General features: G+C 59.9%; 20 protein-coding genes. 14 read left to right on the forward strand and 6 right to left on the reverse strand.

Going from position 1 to position 19,276, the window contains the following annotated elements:
• The first annotated feature begins 19 nt into the window (after positions 1-19).
• The 4 genes from H035_RS0115855 to H035_RS0115870 are packed head-to-tail and all read left to right on the forward strand — an operon-like array spanning position 20 to position 4,513.
• Complete coding sequence (locus H035_RS0115855; RefSeq protein ID WP_022949941.1) at positions 20-910, forward strand: NAD(+) kinase; 891 nt, start codon at positions 20-22, stop codon at positions 908-910.
• Positions 904-2,592: a DNA repair protein RecN gene (gene recN / locus H035_RS0115860; RefSeq protein ID WP_022949942.1), complete on the forward strand. Its 1,689-nt coding sequence runs from the start codon at positions 904-906 to the stop codon at positions 2,590-2,592. The genes H035_RS0115855 and recN overlap by 7 nt, the downstream gene beginning before the upstream one ends.
• Positions 2,580-3,653 carry an agmatine deiminase family protein gene (locus H035_RS20245; protein WP_022949943.1) on the forward strand — a complete coding sequence of 358 codons (1,074 nt, stop codon included), beginning with the start codon at positions 2,580-2,582 and terminating at the stop codon, positions 3,651-3,653. The genes recN and H035_RS20245 overlap by 13 nt, the downstream gene beginning before the upstream one ends.
• Positions 3,626-4,513, forward strand: coding sequence for a carbon-nitrogen hydrolase (locus H035_RS0115870; RefSeq protein WP_022949944.1), 888 nt, complete (start codon positions 3,626-3,628; stop codon positions 4,511-4,513). Before H035_RS20245 ends, H035_RS0115870 begins: the two co-directional genes overlap by 28 nt.
• A 6-nt stretch (positions 4,514-4,519) precedes the next feature.
• Here the strand turns inward: H035_RS0115870 and H035_RS0115875 are convergent, their stop codons facing one another.
• On the reverse strand, positions 4,520-4,861 hold the full coding sequence (locus H035_RS0115875; protein ID WP_022949945.1) for an H-NS histone family protein: 342 nt from the start codon (positions 4,859-4,861) through the stop codon (positions 4,520-4,522).
• A 74-nt stretch (positions 4,862-4,935) separates the two neighbouring features.
• Here H035_RS0115875 and H035_RS0115880 point away from each other — a divergent pair, with 74 nt between their 5' ends.
• The 5 genes from H035_RS0115880 (at position 4,936) to H035_RS20250 (ending at position 11,117) form a co-directional block, all read left to right on the forward strand.
• Positions 4,936-5,688 (forward strand): rhodanese-like domain-containing protein, encoded by a 753-nt coding sequence (locus tag H035_RS0115880; RefSeq protein ID WP_022949946.1) that lies wholly within the window; start codon positions 4,936-4,938, stop codon positions 5,686-5,688.
• Positions 5,689-5,759: 71 nt separating this feature from the next.
• On the forward strand, positions 5,760-9,308 hold the full coding sequence (mfd, locus tag H035_RS0115885) for a transcription-repair coupling factor (RefSeq protein WP_051149874.1): 3,549 nt from the start codon (positions 5,760-5,762) through the stop codon (positions 9,306-9,308).
• A 222-nt stretch (positions 9,309-9,530) separates the two neighbouring features.
• Positions 9,531-9,935 carry a hypothetical protein gene (locus H035_RS0115890; protein WP_022949948.1) on the forward strand — a complete coding sequence of 135 codons (405 nt, stop codon included), beginning with the start codon at positions 9,531-9,533 and terminating at the stop codon, positions 9,933-9,935.
• Between the two features lie 19 nt (positions 9,936-9,954).
• Complete coding sequence (locus H035_RS0115895) at positions 9,955-10,488, forward strand: Uma2 family endonuclease (protein WP_022949949.1); 534 nt, start codon at positions 9,955-9,957, stop codon at positions 10,486-10,488.
• Positions 10,489-10,562: 74 nt separating this feature from the next.
• On the forward strand, positions 10,563-11,117 hold the full coding sequence (locus tag H035_RS20250) for a CsiV family protein (RefSeq protein ID WP_084684996.1): 555 nt from the start codon (positions 10,563-10,565) through the stop codon (positions 11,115-11,117).
• A gap of 34 nt (positions 11,118-11,151) precedes the next feature.
• Here H035_RS20250 and H035_RS0115905 read toward each other — a convergent pair whose 3' ends face one another.
• The 5 genes from H035_RS0115905 to H035_RS20255 all read right to left on the reverse strand — a co-directional run bounded on the left by H035_RS0115905 (position 11,152) and on the right by H035_RS20255 (position 14,689).
• Positions 11,152-11,898 carry an S-methyl-5'-thioinosine phosphorylase gene (locus tag H035_RS0115905; RefSeq protein WP_022949951.1) on the reverse strand — a complete coding sequence of 249 codons (747 nt, stop codon included), beginning with the start codon at positions 11,896-11,898 and terminating at the stop codon, positions 11,152-11,154.
• Positions 11,895-12,446, reverse strand: a complete 552-nt coding sequence (locus tag H035_RS0115910; protein WP_022949952.1) for a hypoxanthine-guanine phosphoribosyltransferase — start codon at positions 12,444-12,446, stop codon at positions 11,895-11,897. The genes H035_RS0115905 and H035_RS0115910 overlap by 4 nt, the downstream gene beginning before the upstream one ends.
• Positions 12,439-12,834 carry a hypothetical protein gene (locus H035_RS0115915; protein ID WP_022949953.1) on the reverse strand — a complete coding sequence of 132 codons (396 nt, stop codon included), beginning with the start codon at positions 12,832-12,834 and terminating at the stop codon, positions 12,439-12,441. The genes H035_RS0115910 and H035_RS0115915 overlap by 8 nt, the downstream gene beginning before the upstream one ends.
• Positions 12,831-13,871 carry a beta-N-acetylhexosaminidase gene (nagZ, locus tag H035_RS0115920; protein WP_022949954.1) on the reverse strand — a complete coding sequence of 347 codons (1,041 nt, stop codon included), beginning with the start codon at positions 13,869-13,871 and terminating at the stop codon, positions 12,831-12,833. Before nagZ ends, H035_RS0115915 begins: the two co-directional genes overlap by 4 nt.
• Before the next feature lie 104 nt (positions 13,872-13,975).
• On the reverse strand, positions 13,976-14,689 hold the full coding sequence (locus H035_RS20255; protein ID WP_022949955.1) for a ceramidase domain-containing protein: 714 nt from the start codon (positions 14,687-14,689) through the stop codon (positions 13,976-13,978).
• Between the two features lie 64 nt (positions 14,690-14,753).
• Here H035_RS20255 and H035_RS0115930 point away from each other — a divergent pair, with 64 nt between their 5' ends.
• From H035_RS0115930 to H035_RS0115950, 5 genes are all read left to right on the forward strand, one after another.
• Entirely contained in the window at positions 14,754-15,812 is a 1,059-nt protein-coding gene (locus H035_RS0115930) for a PA0069 family radical SAM protein (RefSeq protein ID WP_022949956.1), read from the forward strand.
• Between the two features lie 70 nt (positions 15,813-15,882).
• A complete protein-coding gene (locus H035_RS0115935) occupies positions 15,883-16,116 on the forward strand; it encodes a hypothetical protein (protein ID WP_022949957.1) in 234 nt (77 codons plus the stop codon).
• A 2-nt stretch (positions 16,117-16,118) separates the two neighbouring features.
• Positions 16,119-16,535, forward strand: a complete 417-nt coding sequence (locus tag H035_RS0115940; protein WP_022949958.1) for a type II toxin-antitoxin system VapC family toxin — start codon at positions 16,119-16,121, stop codon at positions 16,533-16,535.
• On the forward strand, positions 16,532-18,430 hold the full coding sequence (locus H035_RS0115945) for an ATP-binding cassette domain-containing protein (protein ID WP_022949959.1): 1,899 nt from the start codon (positions 16,532-16,534) through the stop codon (positions 18,428-18,430). The genes H035_RS0115940 and H035_RS0115945 overlap by 4 nt, the downstream gene beginning before the upstream one ends.
• A gap of 257 nt (positions 18,431-18,687) precedes the next feature.
• A complete protein-coding gene (locus H035_RS0115950; RefSeq protein WP_022949960.1) occupies positions 18,688-19,254 on the forward strand; it encodes a DUF2780 domain-containing protein in 567 nt (188 codons plus the stop codon).
• The last annotated feature ends 22 nt before the right edge of the window (positions 19,255-19,276 follow it).

The following is a 19,276-nucleotide window of genomic DNA, read 5'->3' on the forward strand; positions in this document are numbered from 1 at the left end:
CATTCGATTGTTTCACTCCGTGAGCGGATGCTTCCACACCATTGGCATCGTCGCCAAACCTAATGTAGAACAAGTCGGCCATACCTTGCAGGCCATCTACGCACATTTGCGCCGGCGCGGATTCGAGCTGCGCCTCGAGGACGTCGCCCAACGACTGTTGGACGCACCGTCGGAGACGGTCCGCCCGATCCAGATGCTGGGCAAGGAATGCGACGTGGTGATCGCGGTGGGAGGCGACGGCACTTTGCTCAATACCGGCCGCTCCGTGGCGCCCTTCGGCACCCCGGTGATCGGCGTCAATCTCGGCCGGGTCGGCTTCCTGGTGGACGTTTCCCCCCAGCAAGCGCTGGTGAAACTGGACGCCATGCTGGCCGGTCACTACCGCGCGGAAGAGCGGCCCCTACTCCGCGCTCAAATCGTCCGGGAAGGCGGCATCGTTCGCGAGGAACTGGCGGTCAACGAGGTGGTGGTCCACCGTTGGATCACCCCTTGCATGATCGAAATCATCACCCACATCGACGGCCGTTTCCTCAACTCCCAGCGCGCCGACGGTTTGATCGTTTCCACCCCCACCGGCTCCACCGCTTACGCCTTATCCGGAGGGGGACCGATTCTCTATCCGACCCTCGATGCCATCGAGCTGGTTCCGATCAACCCCCACACCCTGACCAATCGACCCATCGTCATCGCCGGCGGTAGCGAAGTGGAAATCGCTTTCGGCGCGGCCAAGGACATGCGCGCCGAAGTTTCTTGCGACACGGTTTCGATTCCCGAAGTCCGCTTCGACGATCACATTCGCATCCGCAAAGCGGATCAACCGCTGAAGCTACTGCACCCGGTCGATTACGATTTTTTCGAGATTTTACGGGTCAAATTGAACTGGAGCAGCAACGGACCTAAACGATGCTGACAGCTTTGAGCATCCACAATTTTGCGGTCGTTAAACGACTGAATCTGGACTGGTTTCCCGGCTTTACCGCCTTGACCGGCGAAACCGGGGCGGGAAAATCCATTCTCCTCACCGCCCTCGATCTGGGATTGGGCGGGCGCGCCGCCGCCGACCTGGTGCGCAGCGGCGCCGACAAAGCGGAAATCGTTCTGGAATTCGACTTGGAACAGGCCCCGACGGCCCGTCAATGGCTTGTCGACAACGATCTGGGAGACGGCCCCGATTGCCTGATTCGTCGCAGCGTGGCGGCCAAAAAGCGCAACCGGGCTTTCATCAACGACCGCCCGGTCGGTCTCGAAGCCTTGCAGAACCTGGGCCAGCACTTGGTGGAGATTCACGGCCAACACGCCCACTTGCGCTTGCGCCAACCTTCCGCCCAGCGCCAGCTGCTCGACGCCCACGCCGGCAACGACTCCCTGCTGACCGAACTCACCGGCCTTTATCGGGACTGGCGCGCCACCCGCGAGCATTTGATGCGCCTGCGCCAAGACGTGGGAGATCGATCCCTCAGGGAGGAATTTCTGCGCTTCCAGATTCAGGAACTGGAAGCGGCCGCCATCGAGGAACTGGACTTCGACGCCCTCATCGAAGAACATACTCGGCTCAGTAATCTGGACAAGATCTTGGCCTCCGCGCAAAGTCAATTGCATCTTTTGTATGAGGACGACGCCTCGGTGTCCGACCGTATCGACCAGGCGGCTAGAGAGCTCGAATCTCTTCTGGAGTTGGCGCCCGAATTTCAAGAAACCGCGGAATTGGTGCGGAGCGCCCAAATTCAGCTGGAAGAAGCCGGCCATCTGCTCCGCCAACGCCTGGAGGACTTGGAGTCCGACCCCGATCGCTTGATGCGCCTGGAAGAGCAGTTGACCGGTCTCCACGACCTGGCCCGAAAACATCGGCTCGCCCCGGAAGCCTTACCCGAGCGGCTGGCGGAAATGCGCACGGAACTGGACGGCCTGACCCACCAGGAAATCCGCATCGCCGAATCGGAACAGCGCCTGGAATCACTGGAAGCCGCCTATCGGGAGCAGGCCTCCCGGTTGAGCACGCGCCGGCGCGACTGCGCCGAGGGCCTGGCCGCACGCATCACCGAACTGATTCGCGAACTGGGAATGCCCCATGGGAAATTTGCCATCGACCTCCAAACCGAAACCGCTTCCGATCCCCGCCCCGAAGGATTGGACCGGGTGGAATTTCGGGTGGCCACCAACCCCGGCATGCCTCCCAAGCCTTTGGCGAAAGTCGCCTCGGGCGGTGAATTGTCGCGCCTCAGCCTGGCCATTCAGGTGGCCTGTAGCGAAGCCCGTTCGGTCCCGACCCTGATCTTCGACGAGGTGGACACCGGGATCGGCGGCGGCGTCGCCGAGATCGTCGGCCGCCGCCTGCGGGAACTGGGGGGAAACCGGCAGGTGTTGTGCGTCACCCATCTGCCCCAAGTGGCCGCCCAGGCTCACCATCATTACCTGGTCAGCAAGGCCCAACCGGAACCGGAAGCCGACAGCGATCACGTCGGCGTGGAAACGCGAGTACACCCCTTGGATTCGGATAGCCGGCAGCAAGAAATCGCCCGCATGCTGGGAGGACTGACAATCACCGACCAAACCTTGGCCCACGCGGAGGAAATGCTGCAATGGACCCGCTAACCCTGCCCCCGGAATGGGCGCCGCAGTCCTTCGTCCTGCTGGCCTGGCCCCATCCGGAAGGAGATTTCGCTCCCTGGCTGGAGGCGGTGGAACACAGCTACGCCTTGACGTTGGCCGCGATCAGCCAGCGCCAAGGGGCGGTGATCGTCTGCCGCGACGCCGATCATCGCGCTCACATCGATACGCTTCTCCAGGGCTACCCAATCGAGCCGGCTCGCATCCGCTTCGCCAAAGCCCCTTATCGCGACACCTGGGTGCGGGACACGGCGCCTTTGACCGTCCAGCGAGGGCACCCGGCGGCGTGTCAATTGATCGATTTCCGCTTCAACGGTTGGGGCGGAAAATATCCCTCCCAAGTGGACGACGCCTTGGGCGAGCACTTGTACGGACAAGGTATTTTCGGATCGACGCCCTACCGACGCGTGGACTGGGTGCTCGAAGGCGGCAGCATCGAAACCGACGGCGCGGGCACCCTGCTCGCCACCCGCAGTTCGATTCAGAACCCCAATCGCAACCCCGACCCTCGGCGAACGGAAGCGGTGCTGGCCGAGCACTTGGGTATCAAGCGTTTTTTGTGGCTGGATCACGGCCGTATCGAAGGCGACGATACCGATGCCCACATCGATACCTTGGCGCGCTTTTGCAACCCCGAAATCATCGTATATCAGGCTTGCGAAGACCCCGGCGACGCTCATTACGCCCCGCTTCAGGCCATGGCCGAACAATTGGCCGGTTTCGAGACGGCCGCAGGCCGACCTTACCGCTTGATTCCATTGCCCCTCCCGCGCGCCATTCACGACACAAGCGGAAGACGCCTGCCGGCATCCTACGCCAATTTTCTGATCGTCAACGACGCGCTGTTGGCGCCCGTCTACGACGACCCCGCCGACGCCGAAGCGCTGGCGAGACTGCGACAGGCTTTTCCCGATCGGGAGATCGTGGCCATCCCCGCCCGCGCCTTGATCCATCAATACGGCAGCCTTCACTGCATGACCATGCAATATCCCCAATCCGTTCGCTTCGAGGAAAATCGATGCTGGAAAATCTGCACGTCGCCCTGATTCAACAAGCTTGTTCGGGCAGCCGGGAGGACAACCTCAACGCCTCCGAGCGCGCCATTCGCCGAGCCGCCGCGGAAGGGGCCCGCTTGATCCTGCTGCCGGAGCTTCACACCCTGCCCTACTTCTGCCAGACCGAAGACGTCGCCTGTTTCGATTGGGCCGAGTCGATCCCCGGTCCCACCACGGAATTCTTGGCCGATCTCGCCGCTGAGCTTCGGGTGGTGATCGTCGGCTCCCTGTTCGAACGCCGCGCCCCCGGTCTCTATCACAATACCGCGGTGATTCTGGAACAGGACGGAACCCTGGCGGGAAAATATCGCAAGATGCATATTCCCGACGATCCGGGTTATTACGAAAAGTTTTATTTCACGCCGGGAGATTTGGGGTTCCAACCGATACCCACCAGCGTGGGGAAATTGGGTGTGCTGGTCTGCTGGGATCAATGGTACCCGGAAGCGGCACGTTTAATGACGCTCGCCGGTGCCGATCTTTTGCTCTATCCCACCGCCATCGGTTGGGATCCCAACGACGACGAAGCCGAAAAACGGCGCCAACTGGAAGCCTGGCAATTGATTCAGCGCGCCCACGGCGTCGCCAACGGCTTGCCGGTATTGGCCTGCAACCGCATTGGGCTGGAACCCGATCCGAGCCGACGGTCACCGGGAATTCATTTCTGGGGCCGCAGTTTTATCGCCGGGCCGCAAGGAGAATTACTCGCCCGGGCGGAAGCGGAGGAGGAAAAAATTCTATTCGCTTGTCTGGCGCCAGGGAGAACGGAAGCAGTCCGCCGAATCTGGCCTTATCTGCGCGATCGTCGAATCGACGCCTACCACGACCTGATCCGGCGGTTCTTGGATTAGAAGCGATCAAGCCGAAATGCGAAACTCTTCCCGATCGTGGCCTTGGTTCACCAATTCCCTCAGCCAGCGGGGCATTTGGCCGCGCCCGGTCCAGGTGATGGATGCGTCGGACGGATGGCGGTATTTGGGAGGCAGCTTGGCTCTCTTCCGGGAAGGTTTGGCTTCCGCTGCTTTCGATTTCACCCGAATATCCACATCGAGTCCAACGGAAGCCGCCAATTCCTTGATTTGGCGAATCACCTCACTCCGTTTTTCCTTTTGCTTGACTTCGAGTGTTCGATGAGCTTCTTCGATGAACTGCTTCAGCTCTTCCGGCGAAAGTTCTTCTAATTTGTCTTCGATTTGCATATCCAATGTTCCATTCCTCATAACTTAATAAAATTCTACGCTATTATAGCGTATTTCATTACAAATAATACCCGATGAAATTCAATAAATACCCCTATAAAGCTTTCTCGCAAAACCGCAACCAAAACGGCAAAACCCGATGTCCGGCGAACGCCTTCTTTTTTTCTCTCCTATCGGCGAGAGAGGCAGTTAAGATCCTTCTGGCAATCTCGGGGATATTCGGCATTTCTTTGTCCATCCATGCGCAAGCCCCAAATGGCATCGAACCTCTTCAGGTAAATCTCACTAAAAATATCCGCCAAATCGAGATCAAGACCGATAACCAAACCATTACTATTGAACGCAACAACGATTCAACCCACAGCATCGAGCCACCTTTCGATAAAACATCACGCCCATGCCCCCCTTTTTGCATCCAACCGGTAACCGCCGCCCCCGGCGTGGAAACCTTGGGGGAATTGGAAATGATCGAATTCTTACAGAAAAGTTCCACTGACGATCGAGTTTTGATTGTGGATACCCGCTTGTCGGAATGGTATCGGCGAGAGACGATTCCTTTGGCTGTCAATATCCCGGCGGAAAGGTGGACGATTGGGCTTGAAAAACTCCTTAAAGAACGCTTGGGCGCCAAAAAAACGGAAAACCAATGGGATTTTTCAAACGCAAAGACTCTGGTGCTTTTTTGTAACGGATACTGGAACCCGGACTCTTATGAAACGATCCAATTGTTAGTCGGCGCCGGTTACCCAGCGGAAAAACTTAAATGGTATCGGGGCGGTATGCAGGCATGGCAGTCCCTGGGATTGAGCACCCAAATACCACGCTAAAAATAGAAGAGAATCGCAACCCTCTTCCAACGTCATTCAATTTTGTTTTCAAAAGTATTGTTATTGACCCCATGACGAATATCGCAGCGCGACATAAACCAACAGCAACCTCTTTACTTTCCCCCCCCACCACTACCCAAGCGAAGCACCCGCTTCATTGGCAGGAATTGATGGGTGTCGCTCAAGCGCTCGCCATCGCGCGCGCCATTCAAACGGATGAGCGCTTATATGTAATCGTCATGCCCGACAGTCAAAGCGCGCAACAAATGGAGGAAGAGATCGCCTTCTTCCTGGGCGACCGCGCCCAAGTATTGAATTTTCCCGACTGGGAGACCTTGCCTTACGACGTTTTTTCCCCCCTGCCGGAAATCATCTCCCAGCGTTTACGCACTCTCACCCATCTGCCCCGTACCCGCCGCGGTGTGCTGATCACCACCGCCGCCACCCTCATGCAACGACTGGCCCCCAGAAAACACATCCTGGGCCAGAGTTTCTCCTTGAAAGTGGGCGACCGGCTGGATTTGGATACCACCCGCCGGCAATTGGAGCAAACCGGCTATCAATACGTGCCACAAGTCAGGCAGCACGGGGAATTCGCCGTCCGCGGCGCAATCCTCGACTTATTTCCCCTCACCTACGACACCCCTCTCCGGATCGAACTGTTCGACGACGAAATCGAATCCATTCGCACCTTCGATCCGGAATCCCAACGTTCGATCGAAAAAGTCGACACCTTCGAACTCTATCCGGCACGGGAATTTCCCACCGATGAGGCCGGCATCAAGCGATTCCGCCGCGCCTTTCGCACCACTTTTCCGGATCTGCCCTCTTCCTGCGGCCTGTATCAAGACGTCAGCAACGGCTTCTTTCCCGGGGGAATCGAATACTACCTGCCCCTGTTTCTGGAACCGTCCGAATCGGAAAACGGCGGCTTGGAGACCCTGTTCGATTATCTTCCTCCGGAGCGGACCACCTTGGTCCTGAAAACCGAGGATCAAGCCGCCGAAGGCTTTTACGCCGAAGTCCAAAACCGCTATCGACCCCGCCGCGGCGACCTGGACCGACCGCCGTTGCCGCCCGAAACCCTCTATCTACCCCCGGCGGCCTTGAGCGAACGTCTCTCCGCCTATCCCCGCATTCATCTGACAGAGTCGCGGGAACCCGCCCGCGCGATTCGCTTTGCGGTCGATCCGCTGCCGGACTTGAGCTTCCAGCCCAACAAGAAGCAACCGGCCGAAGCCCTATTGGATTTTCTCGACCATCACCAAGGGCCGGTTCTGCTGTGCGCCGAAAGTCCCGGCCGCCGCACCGCTCTGGAGGAAAGCCTGGGCAAGCTGGGTGTGCATCCTCAGCCGATCGCCGACTGGGAGGATTTCTTGCAGCAGAGCGAATCTAACCGCGAACCGTTGATGGGGCTTGCCATCGCGCCGCTGGACCAAGGTTTGCTGAGCCGCGAACCCGACTTCGCCGTAATTCCGGAAACCCTGCTTTTGGGAGAGAAAGCGCGCCAACGGCGAAAGGCGGGCGACACCGCCCGGGACATGGAAAACCTGATCGCCGATTTGAGCGAACTCTCCATCGGCACGCCGGTGGTGCACCGCGATCACGGCGTGGGTCGCTATCAGGGACTGCAGCGTTTGGAAGTCGACGGCGTGGCCACCGAATTCCTGACGCTGGAATACGCCGGCGGCGACAAACTTTACGTGCCGGTCTCCTCCCTCCACCTGATCGGCCGCTACAGCGGCGCCGATTATGACTGCGCCCCGCTGCATAAGCTCGGTGGGGATCAATGGGAAAAGGCCAAGCGCAAGGCCATGGCACGGGTCCGGGACGTGGCGGCGGAATTGTTGGAAATTCACGCCAAACGCGCCGCCAGCCGCGGTCACGCCTTCCAGTTGGACGAGACTGCCTATGCCGGCTTCGCCAACGCCTTTCCCTTCGAGGAAACCCCCGATCAAGCCGCCGCCATCGCCTCGGCCCTGCGCGACATGCAGGCTCCCCAGCCCATGGATCGGGTGGTGTGCGGCGACGTGGGGTTCGGGAAAACCGAGGTGGCCATGCGCGCCGCTTTCGTGTCGATTCAGAACGAAAGACAAGTGGCGGTTCTGGTGCCCACCACCCTTTTGGCCCAGCAGCATTATCAGAACTTCCTCGACCGCTTCGCCGATTGGCCGGTCCGGATCGAAGTGCTGTCGCGCTTCATCCCCCCCAAACAACAGAAAAAAATTCTGCAAGACACCGCCGATGGCAAGGTGGATATCCTCATCGGCACCCATAAGCTGATCCAAAAAAGCGTGCAATACCGAGACCTGGGCTTGGTCATCCTCGACGAGGAGCACCGCTTCGGAGTGCGTCAGAAAGAGCACTTCAAGAAACTGCGCAGCGAAGTGGATCTCTTGACCCTCACCGCCACCCCGATCCCGCGCACCTTGAGCATGTCCTTGAGCGGAATGCGGGATATCTCCATCATCGCCAGCCCGCCGGAGGGACGTCATCCCATCCAAACCTTCGTCAGCGAATGGGTCGATCCCTTGATTCAGGAAGCGATCCTGCGCGAGGTCAAGCGCGGCGGCCAGGTCTATTTCGTTCACAACAAAATCGAGACCATGGAGCGGATCGCCGAGGAAATCCAGCGGCTGGTGCCGGAGATTCGGATTCGAATCGCCCACGGCCAGATGCCCGAACGGGACCTGGAACGGATCATGCTGGATTTCTATCATCAGCGCTTCAACGTGCTGCTTTGCACCACCATCATCGAAAGCGGCATCGACGTGCCCAGCGCCAACACCATCCTGATCCATCGCGCCGATCTGTTCGGCCTCGCCCAATTGCATCAAATGCGCGGCCGGGTGGGCCGCTCCCATCATCGCGCCTACGCCTATCTGATCGTGCCCCCCAAGAAACTGATGACCAAGGACGCGGTCAAGCGCTTGGAAGCCATCGAAACTTCCGGCGAACTGGGGGCGGGCTTTTTGCTCTCCTCCCACGACTTGGAAATCCGCGGCGCCGGGGAACTCCTGGGAGACGAGCAGAGCGGGCAGATCATGGAGATCGGCTTCAATCTGTATGCGGAATTTCTGGAACGGGCGATGGAGACCCTCAAGGCGGGCAAGGAAGTCGATTTGGAAGCCGCCGGCGCCACCGGCGGCGGTGCCGAGCGCGGCGTGGAAATCGACCTCAGGCTGCCGGCCTTGATTCCCGACGACTATCTGCCCGACGTCCACACCCGCCTGGTGTTCTACAAACGCATCGCCAACGCCCGCGATCACCAGGCGCTGGAAGACCTTCAGGTGGAAATGATCGACCGCTTCGGCCTATTGCCCGAGGCCACCAAAAATCTATTCACCCTGGCGGAGATGAAATTCAAGGCCCGACAACTGGGGATCGAGAAAATCGACGGCGGAGAAGGAGGCGGGCGGATCCTGTTCGCAGCCGAGCCCAAAATCGATGTGGAAAAGCTTATCCGGCTGGTCCAAACCGACCCCCGGACCTATCGCCTCGACGGTCCGGAGAAGCTGCGCTTTGTACTCAACGGCGCATCCGGTCAGCCGCAACAGGAAGACCCGAGTCGGCGAATCACTTTCGTCCGCCAACTCTTGGAAACCCTGACGCCTGAATGATTCTCCGGAGCGTTCTCCCCCATTTCCGCCGGGAGATGGCCTTCAGGGATGCCGTGAACCCTTCCCTGGGGCTTCCCCCACCCAACCCTCCCCCCAACGGGGGGAGGGCAAGGGAGGGGGGGATGCGAACGCCCTTCAGGCCATCCCCCGACCCCATTTCAAGGTCAAAACTGGTAATATAAACAAATCTGTCAACCTATTCAGTATTCAACAGGAATCTCCATGAGCGAAGAAAAGACCCGCATGAATCCGGACAGCCTCTATCGGGAGGAAATCTATACCGACCTGCATACCGGCTCCATCAAGCGCCTCATTCCCGTCACCGGGGACGGCTCGATCGATGCCGGCCGCCAGGAAATCTTCGTGGGCCAAGCCACGGTGATGACGCCGATGGGAAGCCTGCCCTTGAGCTTCGAAATCGAGGCGGATTCTTTGCGTGAGGCGGTGGAAAAATACGGTCCCGCAGCGGAGGAAAGCCTTCAGGAAACCATGGAGGAACTCCGGCGCCTGCAACAGGAACAAGCCAGCTCCCTGGTGGTGCCCAAAGGCGGGATGCCGAACGATTTGGGCGATGGCGCATCCGGCATGGGCGGACTTTCCGGAAGCGGCGGTATCAAACTCCCCTAACCGCCACCGGAGCGATGCCATGATTTCCCATGAACTCCTGCCCCACTACACAATCCAGGACTTTCAGCGCTGGGAAGGGGATTGGGAGCTGATCGAAGGCATTCCCTATGCCATGGTGCCCAGCCCTACCTTCTTACATCAGCGGATCATCGCCCGCATCGTTGCTCATCTCGAGGATGTGCTTGAACCCTGCCCCGATTGTCAGGCGGTCCTCGAAACCGATTGGATCGTCAGGGAAGATATCGTGGTGCGACCGAACGTAATGGTGGTTTGCGGGCCCATCGAAGGGGATTACCCAACCCGGGCACCCCGTCTGATTTTCGAAATCATCTCACCCTCCACCGCCCTTAGGGACGAGCGAATCAAGTTCGACCTCTACGAGCGGGAGGGGGTGGGGTTTTATATTTTGGTCTATCCCGACCGGAAAACCGCCAAACTCTTCCAATGGCAAAACGGCCGCTACATCAAGAGAACGGACACCGGCTCGGATCGGGAGACATTCGATTGGGGCGACTGCCGCATCGAATTCGATTTCGCCAAAATCTGGCCCTGATCATCGGCCGCTATCTATCCCCAGTTCAATTGTTCATCCAGCTTTCTATGGCCTAACTTACTGACAACGGACTTATGTTGCCACGGATATCCGTCAAGCTCTCCCTCGTCTTTCTGTTATTCGTGATACCCCTTCTCCCAGCCAGCGCGGCAAGCACGCCGGGCTGGTACCAGATGGCGGTGGTCGTCTTTGCCCAGCCCGTCGACACCGACGAGGATTTATCCGATCAGCCGTCCTTTCCCTGGCCCGAGGATATGCGCCAACCGAGTCCGCTCGTGGCGGACGCGCAATCCGGACTTTATTCCGCCTACGACCGCCTCCGCCGCTCGAGAGACTATCGCCCCCTCTTGCACACGGCCTGGGTCCAACCGGCCTATCCGCAAAGAATCAACGCCCCCTATCATATCGGTGCTTTCGATTCGTCCGTGGAAGGGGTGGTGCGATTGCAGCGGGGCGAATACCTGCGCGTCCTCGTGGATATGGAATACCGCGCTCCCGACGGAACGGTTCATCGCTTGAGCGAGAAACGGCGGGTCAAATTCAACGAGACCCATTATCTCGACCATCCCGCCTTCGGCGTATTGATTCGGGTGTCTCCGGCAAAAGCGCCCGAGATACAATCCCAATAGTCACCTCATGTGGGCGTGGGGAGATTCGGCTATTTCAATCGCCGCTCAATAATTCGGCGAAGGCGGTCAAAACTCGCCTTACCTTGTCCGTTCCGGCCGCCAAGTGGGCTTTTATTTCCGTCATGGACACGATCCCCTCGCTCTTGCCGGCGGCCCAATTAACCACCACCGCCAGGCACGCATAATCCAATTCCAGTTCGCGCGCCAGGGCGGCCTCGGGCATGCCGGTCATCCCCACCAGATCGCAGCCGTCGCGTTCCATGCGCCGGATTTCGGCGGCGGTTTCCAGTCGCGGTCCTTGGGTACAGCCGTAGCAACCGCCTTCGAGCAATTCGATCCCGGCGGATTTGCCCGCGGCGAGAAGCTTTTGCCGCAGCGGTTCGCTGTAGGGAAAAGTCAGGTCCACATGGGTAACCGGACTGTCGTCGAATTCGAAAAAAGTAGGGTCGCGCCCGTAGGTATAATCGATAATTTGATCCGGTACCGCCAACGACCGAGGCGCCATTCGCGCCGCAATGCCGCCGACCGCCGCCGCCGCGATGACATGGGTCACCCCCTTTTCCTTGAGCGCGGCGATATTGGCGCGGTAATTGACCCGGTGCGGCGGCAAGCTATGTCCTTCGCCGTGACGGGGCAGGAAAATCAGATTCAAATCTCCCAGGCGGCCCTCCACCAACGGCGCGGAGGGCTCTCCATAAGGGGTCGATACGGCAACCCGCCGGATACGCTCCAACCCATCCAATCGAGTCAGACCGGAACCTCCGATCACCGCCAATCTCATTGAGCTTCTCCCACCGCGAAGATGCCCGGCGCATTGCGCAAATACCCCTTGTAATCCATTCCGTAACCGAAGATATAGCGATCCTCGCAAGTCAATCCCACATAATCGGCGCGACAGGGTTTAGGCTCGGCCAGACGCTTGTCCAGCAGCACCGCGATTTTCACCTCGCGCGCACCCCGCTCAAGGCAGTAATCGCGAATCGCGGCCAGGGTGACACCGGCATCCAGGATGTCGTCCACCAACAGCACCGTGCGCCCGGCCAATTCTATGGCGGGTTCGTGCAGCCAGTGCAATTCGCTGCCTTCGGTCTTGCCCCGGTAACGGGTGGCATGCACGCTGTCCAATTCCAAAAAGAAAGGCAGCTGCGGAACGAGCTTGCCAGTGACGATCATTCCGCCGTTGAGCACACACAACACCACCGGATCGGTCCCGCTCAGATCGCGGTTGATCTCGTCGGCGAGGCGGCTGATGGCCCCCTCCACCTCGATCTGGGAATAAAGGCGATCGGCGCTTGCCTGCACTTGTTCGACTTCCTTCAAATCAATCATGGCCTTCCTGATCATTTCTCGCTATCTGCGCTTGCAAGGAAGCCAGTCGATGCTCGAGATTTTCTATCATGCGGAGCAACAAACCGATCAAAATCCCGGTCCACACCCCGATCGAGAGAAACCCTATCTCTTCCAGCAAAAGATCGTTCATATGGGCCAATTCCAGGATCACGAAGGCCACTATTTGGGCGATGAAGATGCCTCCGATCACTTTGGCTTTCTGGATAATGGAGGCCCGCCAATATAAAAACATCGCCAAGCCGATGCCAATCCACGTTCCCATGTACAGAAACAAGGTGATCTTTTCGAACTTGAACGCGCCGAAAAAAATCACCAATACGACCTGGGCCCCAAAAATCGATAATAAGGTCTGCTTAACCGTGGTCATTCGTTTTCTCCGCTTGTATTCTGATTGACTTGCACGACTGTCTTCCGGCTTTGGATCAACGCGACATCGGCCACCGCAGTCTTCGCCTCCGCCCGCAACCGGGCCAGGCGCCGGCCCCGCGCCGTATCCTGCCGCCACTTCACAGAATCGAGCAATCGGACGCTTTCCTCCGGACAATTGCAGGCGAGCAGCATATCACACCCCGCCGCCAACGCCGCTTCCGCCCGGGCTTGCATATCCCCCACGCAAGCCGCGCCCGCCATCGCCAGATCGTCGCTGAAAACCGCCCCGTCAAATCCCATCTCCCGCCGCAGAATCCGCTCCAGCCAAACCGGAGAAAACCCCGCCGGCAGCGAGTCCACCTCAGGATAGACCACATGGGCGCACATCACGCCTTCCAGGCCATTCCGGATCAGCGATTGAAACGGCGGCAAGTCCCTGTTCTTGAGCGCCTGCAGCGGACGCGGATCCTCGGGCAAGCTCAAATGGGAATCCGCCGCCACCCCGCCATGACCGGGAAAATGCTTGCCCACCGCCGCCATCCCGGCGCGCCGCATTCCGCGGACGAACGCGGCGGCCAGTTCGGCGACCGCTTCCGGCTCGGCGGCGAACGCCCGGTCGCCGATCACTTCGCTGATGCCGCTGTCCACATCCAGCACCGGGGCAAAGCTCAAATCCACATCCACCGCCCGGAGTTCGGCCGCCATCAAAAAGCCGCCCGATTCCGCCGCCTCCAGGGCCGCCCGGCGATCCCGATGATACCAAGCGCCGAACCGACCCGCCGGCGGCAAGGGAGTGAATCCTTCGTGAAACCGCTGCACCCTCCCCCCTTCCTGATCGACGGCGATCAGAATCGGTTTTCTCGCCGCCCGGCGGGTGGCGGCGATCAATGCTCTGATTTGATCGGGAGTTTGGTAATTGCGCGCAAACAGAATGATCCCCCCCACGCCGGGATGAGCCAGCCACTCGCGCTCCTCGGGGAGAAGCTCCGGGCCTTGCAAATCGAGCATGAAGGGGGCGGTGATGGTTTCCGGCATGGCCGTCCTCGTCCTGATTACCAATCGTTCATTATACCGGTTGAGGGGCTCACACTTTTTTCCGGTTTATTCTCAATAACGGCAAATCAACCGCGACACGACAATTAGCGGCCTGACCGAGTTCTGATCAACCAAACGGTAGCCACCGCCGCCAGCAGGTGCTTGAGGGAATGGCCGCTGATCCAATTGGTCAACGCGAAAATTTCCCCATCCAACAATTCGGCCCCTTTGGCGGCGGCATAAAAACCCAAGCCGAGATAAATCGCGCGGCGGGAAATCCGGCCCGGCGGAAAAAATGCGAAGATCAGCAGAATCAAAATCGGCGGCAGAAACTGCACCAGCCCATACAGCCTGAGATCGTCGAACGCCAACCAGACCCCGATACTGGCCAGGCCCGTCAGAACCAAGGAAGGCAGCACCCAGCGCGCCAATTGAAATTGATCGATCAGCACCGCGGAGAACAACCCCATGAAAGCCAGCGTCATCGGGAGGCGGTCCCAAACCAGCCGGACATCGTCCGGCGCCCAGTGGTACCAGGCGGAGCCGAAGCCGGTCAAAAATACCCCCCACCAGAACACCCGCCATGCGGGTCGCAGAGCAGCGGGCCAATGGGAGACACTTTGCAGGCCCATGCCTCCCACCACCCAGAAAGCCAGATTGGAAAGCACATTGAGACAATTGGGAATCAAACCGCAGGCGCGACTATCCGCAAACCGGTGATAGGCGGGGTCTTGGGGAATGGGGCCGACCAGAGCGGCAACGACCATTGCCAGTAAAACCACCCCGAACAAACCCTGATAACGCCGGTCGATTTCCATCAGTTGCATCCTTTTAATGGTGAGGCTTAGGCTATGAAACATAGCAATTTATCAGGTCTTTGACATGAAGCCGAACACCCCCCACAAAGGCCGAGGCGCGGTCAGCAACCGCGACGGTCGCTACAACGCCGTCCAGCACCACGCGGTGGATGACGGCTGGGCCGATGTCGACCCGGAACCCGCGCCCCGCACTCAGGTTTCCCTGGAGACCCCGCGCACCCTCATCGCCCGCAACCAATCGCCCGACATTCCCTTCGAGCAATCCATCAACGCCTACCGCGGCTGCGAGCATGGATGTGCTTACTGCTACGCCCGTCCTACCCACGCTTACCTGGGACTGTCGCCGGGATTGGATTTCGAAACCAAGCTCACCGCCAAACCCGAGGCCGCTAGATTGCTTCGCCGGGAACTGCAACGCCCCGGCTATCGCTGCTCCCCCATCGCCCTGGGCGCCAACACCGACCCTTACCAACCCATCGAGCGCCGCTACCGGATCACCCGCCGGATTCTGGAAGTCCTGAGCGAATTCAATCATCCCTTGACCATCACCACCAAGTCCGCTTTGGTGGAACGCGATCTGGATATTTTGACTCCCATGGCGGAAAAAAACCTGGTCCAGGTTCAGCTTTCCATCACCACCCTCAAACCCGAGATCGCCCGCAAGCTGGAACCGAGAACCAGCGCGCCGCGCCGCCGTCTCCAGGCGGTCACCAATCTGCGCGACGCCGGAATTCCGGTGCGCGTCATGGTGGCGCCGGTGATTCCGGTCCTGACCGATCCGGAGTTGGAATCCATACTCCAGGCCTCTGCCGAAGCCGGCGCGGTGTCGGCGGCCTACATGCTGGTACGCCTGCCCTTGGAAGTGGCGGAATTGTTCGAGGAATGGCTGCATGCCCACTTTCCCCTCCAGGCCGACCACGTTCTCAACCGCATTCGGGATGTCCGCGGCGGCCGCGCCAACGATCCCCGCTTCGGCCATCGCTTGCGGGGAGAGGGCATTTTCGCCGAGCTGATTGCCAAACGGTTTCGCATCGCCGCCCGAAGGTTCCAGCTCGATGCCGACGCCCCGCCGCTGACCACCGCCCTATTTCGAGGCCAGCCGGTGCAAATGGCTCTGTTCTGAACTTTTCCGGACCGGAACATTCTCACATTTGTGTTAATATTGTTGAAATTCTCAACAACCGGAATCGATCATGGCTACCGTCAATTTCTCCGTTCCAGAGGAAGTGAAAGAAGCCTTCAACCAAGCCTTCGAAGGCGAGAACAAAAGCGCCATCATCGCCCGCCTGATGCGGGAGGCGGTGGAAGAAAAAGAGCGGCAGCTGCGGCGCAAGGCGATCATCGAGGAAATCACCCGTATGCGCGCTTATCGCCCCACGGCAACCGATGAAGAAATCCGGGCCGCTAGAGAGGAAGGCCGGCCTTGAGAATGGTTCTGGACGCCAGCGTGCTGATCAAATGGCTGCTTGCCGACCCAATCCGCGAGGCCGATACGGAAAAAGCCACCACCTTGGTAAAAGCCGTGGGCGATGGCAGCCATGAACTGATCCTGCCGCCCCACTGGATCGCCGAGGTCGCCGCGGTACTGTGCCGAATCAGCCCTCAAACCGCAACCGGCGACATCGAGACGCTGCATCTGCTCGACTGGCCGGTACTCGACGATCCAAACATTTACCGACAAGCCGCTGAATTGGCAATAAACCTGGATCATCCTCTGTTCGACACCCTCTACCACGCCGTCGCGCTGCAATCCTCCGCCACGTTGATAACTGCCGACAGGCACTATTGGCGCAAGGCCGACTCGCTCGGCCGGATCACCCTGTTGAACCACTTCGACCACCCATGACCACGCTATTACGCTTACAAAACGTTTCCCTCGCCTACGGCGTCCACGCCCTGCTCGACCACACCGACTTTCAAATCGAGTCCGGCGAACGGATCGGCTTGATCGGCCGCAACGGCGAGGGCAAATCCACCCTGCTCAAGCTCTGCGCCGGCCGAATCCGCCCCGACGACGGCGAGATCTGGCGGATGCCCGAACTCAAGGCGGCGCTGCTCGATCAAAGCCCGGACTTCGACGAATCGGCCACCGCCTACCAAGTGGTCGCCCAAGGGCTGGGGGAGCTGGGGACGCTCCTCAATCGCTTCCATCAATTGTCGCTCAACGCTCACCAGGCAGCCGACCTGGAGCGTCTGGGCCGCCTGCAGCAGGAATTGGAAGCCAAGGACGGCTGGACTTTCCAGCAACGCATCGAACAAACCCTCACCCGGTTGGGGTTGGATTCGGAAACCCGGGTCGGCGAATTGTCCGGGGGGTGGCGGCGGCGCCTGGCGCTGGGCCGGGCGCAAGTATCCGACCCCGACCTGCTGCTCCTCGACGAGCCCACCAACCACCTGGACCTGGAAACCATCGACTGGCTGGAGGCGGAATTGCTCCAATTCCAGGGCGCCCTCCTGTTCGTCACCCACGACCGCACCTTCCTCCAGAAGCTGGCCACGCGCATCGTGGATCTGGACCGGGGCCGCCTCACCTCCTGGCCCGGCGATTACCGCAACTACGAAGAGAAAAAAGCGGCGGCCCTGGAGGAAGAAGCCCGCCGCAACGCCGAATTCGACAAGAAACTGGCGCAAGAGGAAGCCTGGATCCGCCAAGGCATCAAGGCGCGCCGGACCCGCAACGAAGGCCGGGTGCGGGCGCTCAAAGCACTGCGGGCGGAAAGAGCCCGGCGGCGCGAACGCCAGGGGACGGCCAAATTGACCTTGGAGACGGCCGAACGCTCGGGCAAATTGGTAATCGAAGCGGAGCACGTGAGCCATGCCTACGACGACAAATCCATCGTCCGGGATTTTTCCACCGCCATTCTGCGCGGCGACCGGGTGGGACTGATCGGTCCCAACGGCGCCGGCAAATCCACCCTGCTCAAGCTGTTGCTGAAACAACTGGAACCGCAAGCCGGCCGGGTGCGCCACGGCACCAAACTGGAAATCGCCTACTTCGATCAACAGCGCGCCCAGCTCGACCCCGAACAAACCGTGGCCGAGGCGGTCGCCGACGGCGGCGAGCACGTTACCGTCGGCGGCCAGCGCCGCCACGTCATGTCCTACCTGGCCGACTTCCTGTTCTCCCCCGCCCGCGCCCGCTCGCCGATCAAAAGCCTGTCCGGGGGCGAACAAAGCCGCCTGCTCCTGGCCCGCCTGTTCACCCGGCCGGCCAATCTGCTGGTCATGGACGAGCCCACCAACGACCTGGACCTGGAGACCCTGGAACTGCTGGAAGATTTGCTTCTCAACTTCGATGGCACGCTCCTCCTGGTCAGCCACGACCGCGCCTTTCTCGACAACGTGGTCACCTCCACCCTGGTATTCGAAGGCGGCGGCAAGATCGGCGAATACGTGGGCGGCTACGAGGACTGGCTGTGCCAGCGGGCCGAGGAAAAGTCCGCCCCGCGGCCGGCGGCAAAATCGCCCGAACCTCAACCTCGCCGCCAACGGGCCAAAACCAAGCTCAGTTACAAAGAGGCGCGGGAACTGGCATCGTTGCCGGCGGAAATCGAACAACTGGAATGCCGCCAGGCCGCCCTCAACGCCCAAATAGCCGAACCGGACTTCTACCGTCAGGACAAAAGCGCCATCGAGGCGACCCTGGCCGAACTCCAGGAACTGGAGCAAACCCTGGAGGGCAAATACAACCGCTGGGACGAGTTGGAAACCCTTCGGGCCGAATTGGAAGCGCCGGTGTAATTTCTTTCCCAAAAGGCAGTCTTACCGACTGACCGAACCGAGGGGGGACGCGGTCTATCTTTCAGCGCCTTGGCGCCACCCCCCCCTGCCCCCTATCCCCCAGTTGACAACGAACCACTACCAGCCCATTCTAGGCACCGAAGGGGGATAAAATCCGATACCCTCGTTTAACAGATGGAGCCGCTTCATTTTATGCCGGTCGATCGATGGAGACGGCTGATTAGGAGCATTCATTCCAACACCAAAGAGGTATCGCCATGAATCACTTGAACTTCAAACCGGTCACCGCTTACTTGTTGGTCATCGCCTGTGCCGGCTGTGCCGGAAACGGCGGCGGCGAAGACGTGGTCGGCTCGGTCGATCGGAGCCTCGCCACCGCGGAAAGCGCCGCCCAGACGGGAAGACAGGCGATTTCGACCGGCACCGCGGCGGCAAAAAGCGTTCCCGCGACCCAAACCGAACTCAGCAACCTCCTGGTCAGTCGCCTGGGCGTCTCCCAGCAGCAAGCCTTGGGCGGGGCCGGCGCGATTTTCCAGGCCGCCAAAGCCAACATGGAACCGCAGGCTTTCGCCTCCCTGTCCCAATCCGTTCCGGGAATGGATCAGATGCTCAGCGCCGTTCCGTCCACAGGCGTCTCGTCGATGCTGGGAGGCGCCCAATCCAAGTTGGGCACCGCCGCATCGCTCGCTTCCCAGTTCCAGCAATTGAACATGTCTCCGGACATGGCCAACCAGTTCATTCCCGTCGTGGTCGACTACGTCCGCGACACCAGCGGTCAGGCCGCCTCCAGACTGCTGCAATCGGCGCTGACCACCGCGCCCTGAATTGAGCGCCGGTTGGCGCCAC

The sequence above is a fragment of the Methylohalobius crimeensis 10Ki genome, assembly GCF_000421465.1.
Classification (GTDB): Bacteria; Pseudomonadota; Gammaproteobacteria; order Methylococcales; family Methylothermaceae; genus Methylohalobius; species Methylohalobius crimeensis.

What these genes read in the sequence shown, in the direction of transcription:
- mfd (WP_051149874.1), top strand. Translation starts at nt 5,760, where the DNA reads ATGACGAATATCGCAGCGCGACATAAACCAACAGCAACCTCTTTACTT.
- H035_RS20245 (WP_022949943.1), top strand. Translation starts at nt 2,580, where the DNA reads ATGGACCCGCTAACCCTGCCCCCGGAATGGGCGCCGCAGTCCTTCGTC.
- H035_RS20255 (WP_022949955.1), bottom strand. Translation starts at nt 14,689, where the DNA reads ATGGAAATCGACCGGCGTTATCAGGGTTTGTTCGGGGTGGTTTTACTG.
- H035_RS0115880 (WP_022949946.1), top strand. Translation starts at nt 4,936, where the DNA reads ATGAAATTCAATAAATACCCCTATAAAGCTTTCTCGCAAAACCGCAAC.
- H035_RS0115915 (WP_022949953.1), bottom strand. Translation starts at nt 12,834, where the DNA reads ATGACCACGGTTAAGCAGACCTTATTATCGATTTTTGGGGCCCAGGTC.
- H035_RS0115930 (WP_022949956.1), top strand. Translation starts at nt 14,754, where the DNA reads ATGAAGCCGAACACCCCCCACAAAGGCCGAGGCGCGGTCAGCAACCGC.
- H035_RS0115940 (WP_022949958.1), top strand. Translation starts at nt 16,119, where the DNA reads ATGGTTCTGGACGCCAGCGTGCTGATCAAATGGCTGCTTGCCGACCCA.
- H035_RS0115870 (WP_022949944.1), top strand. Translation starts at nt 3,626, where the DNA reads ATGCTGGAAAATCTGCACGTCGCCCTGATTCAACAAGCTTGTTCGGGC.
- H035_RS0115935 (WP_022949957.1), top strand. Translation starts at nt 15,883, where the DNA reads ATGGCTACCGTCAATTTCTCCGTTCCAGAGGAAGTGAAAGAAGCCTTC.
- H035_RS0115875 (WP_022949945.1), bottom strand. Translation starts at nt 4,861, where the DNA reads ATGCAAATCGAAGACAAATTAGAAGAACTTTCGCCGGAAGAGCTGAAG.
- H035_RS0115910 (WP_022949952.1), bottom strand. Translation starts at nt 12,446, where the DNA reads ATGATTGATTTGAAGGAAGTCGAACAAGTGCAGGCAAGCGCCGATCGC.
- H035_RS0115890 (WP_022949948.1), top strand. Translation starts at nt 9,531, where the DNA reads ATGAGCGAAGAAAAGACCCGCATGAATCCGGACAGCCTCTATCGGGAG.
- H035_RS0115895 (WP_022949949.1), top strand. Translation starts at nt 9,955, where the DNA reads ATGATTTCCCATGAACTCCTGCCCCACTACACAATCCAGGACTTTCAG.
- H035_RS0115905 (WP_022949951.1), bottom strand. Translation starts at nt 11,898, where the DNA reads ATGAGATTGGCGGTGATCGGAGGTTCCGGTCTGACTCGATTGGATGGG.
- recN (WP_022949942.1), top strand. Translation starts at nt 904, where the DNA reads ATGCTGACAGCTTTGAGCATCCACAATTTTGCGGTCGTTAAACGACTG.
- H035_RS0115945 (WP_022949959.1), top strand. Translation starts at nt 16,532, where the DNA reads ATGACCACGCTATTACGCTTACAAAACGTTTCCCTCGCCTACGGCGTC.
- H035_RS20250 (WP_084684996.1), top strand. Translation starts at nt 10,563, where the DNA reads ATGTTGCCACGGATATCCGTCAAGCTCTCCCTCGTCTTTCTGTTATTC.
- H035_RS0115950 (WP_022949960.1), top strand. Translation starts at nt 18,688, where the DNA reads ATGAATCACTTGAACTTCAAACCGGTCACCGCTTACTTGTTGGTCATC.
- nagZ (WP_022949954.1), bottom strand. Translation starts at nt 13,871, where the DNA reads ATGCCGGAAACCATCACCGCCCCCTTCATGCTCGATTTGCAAGGCCCG.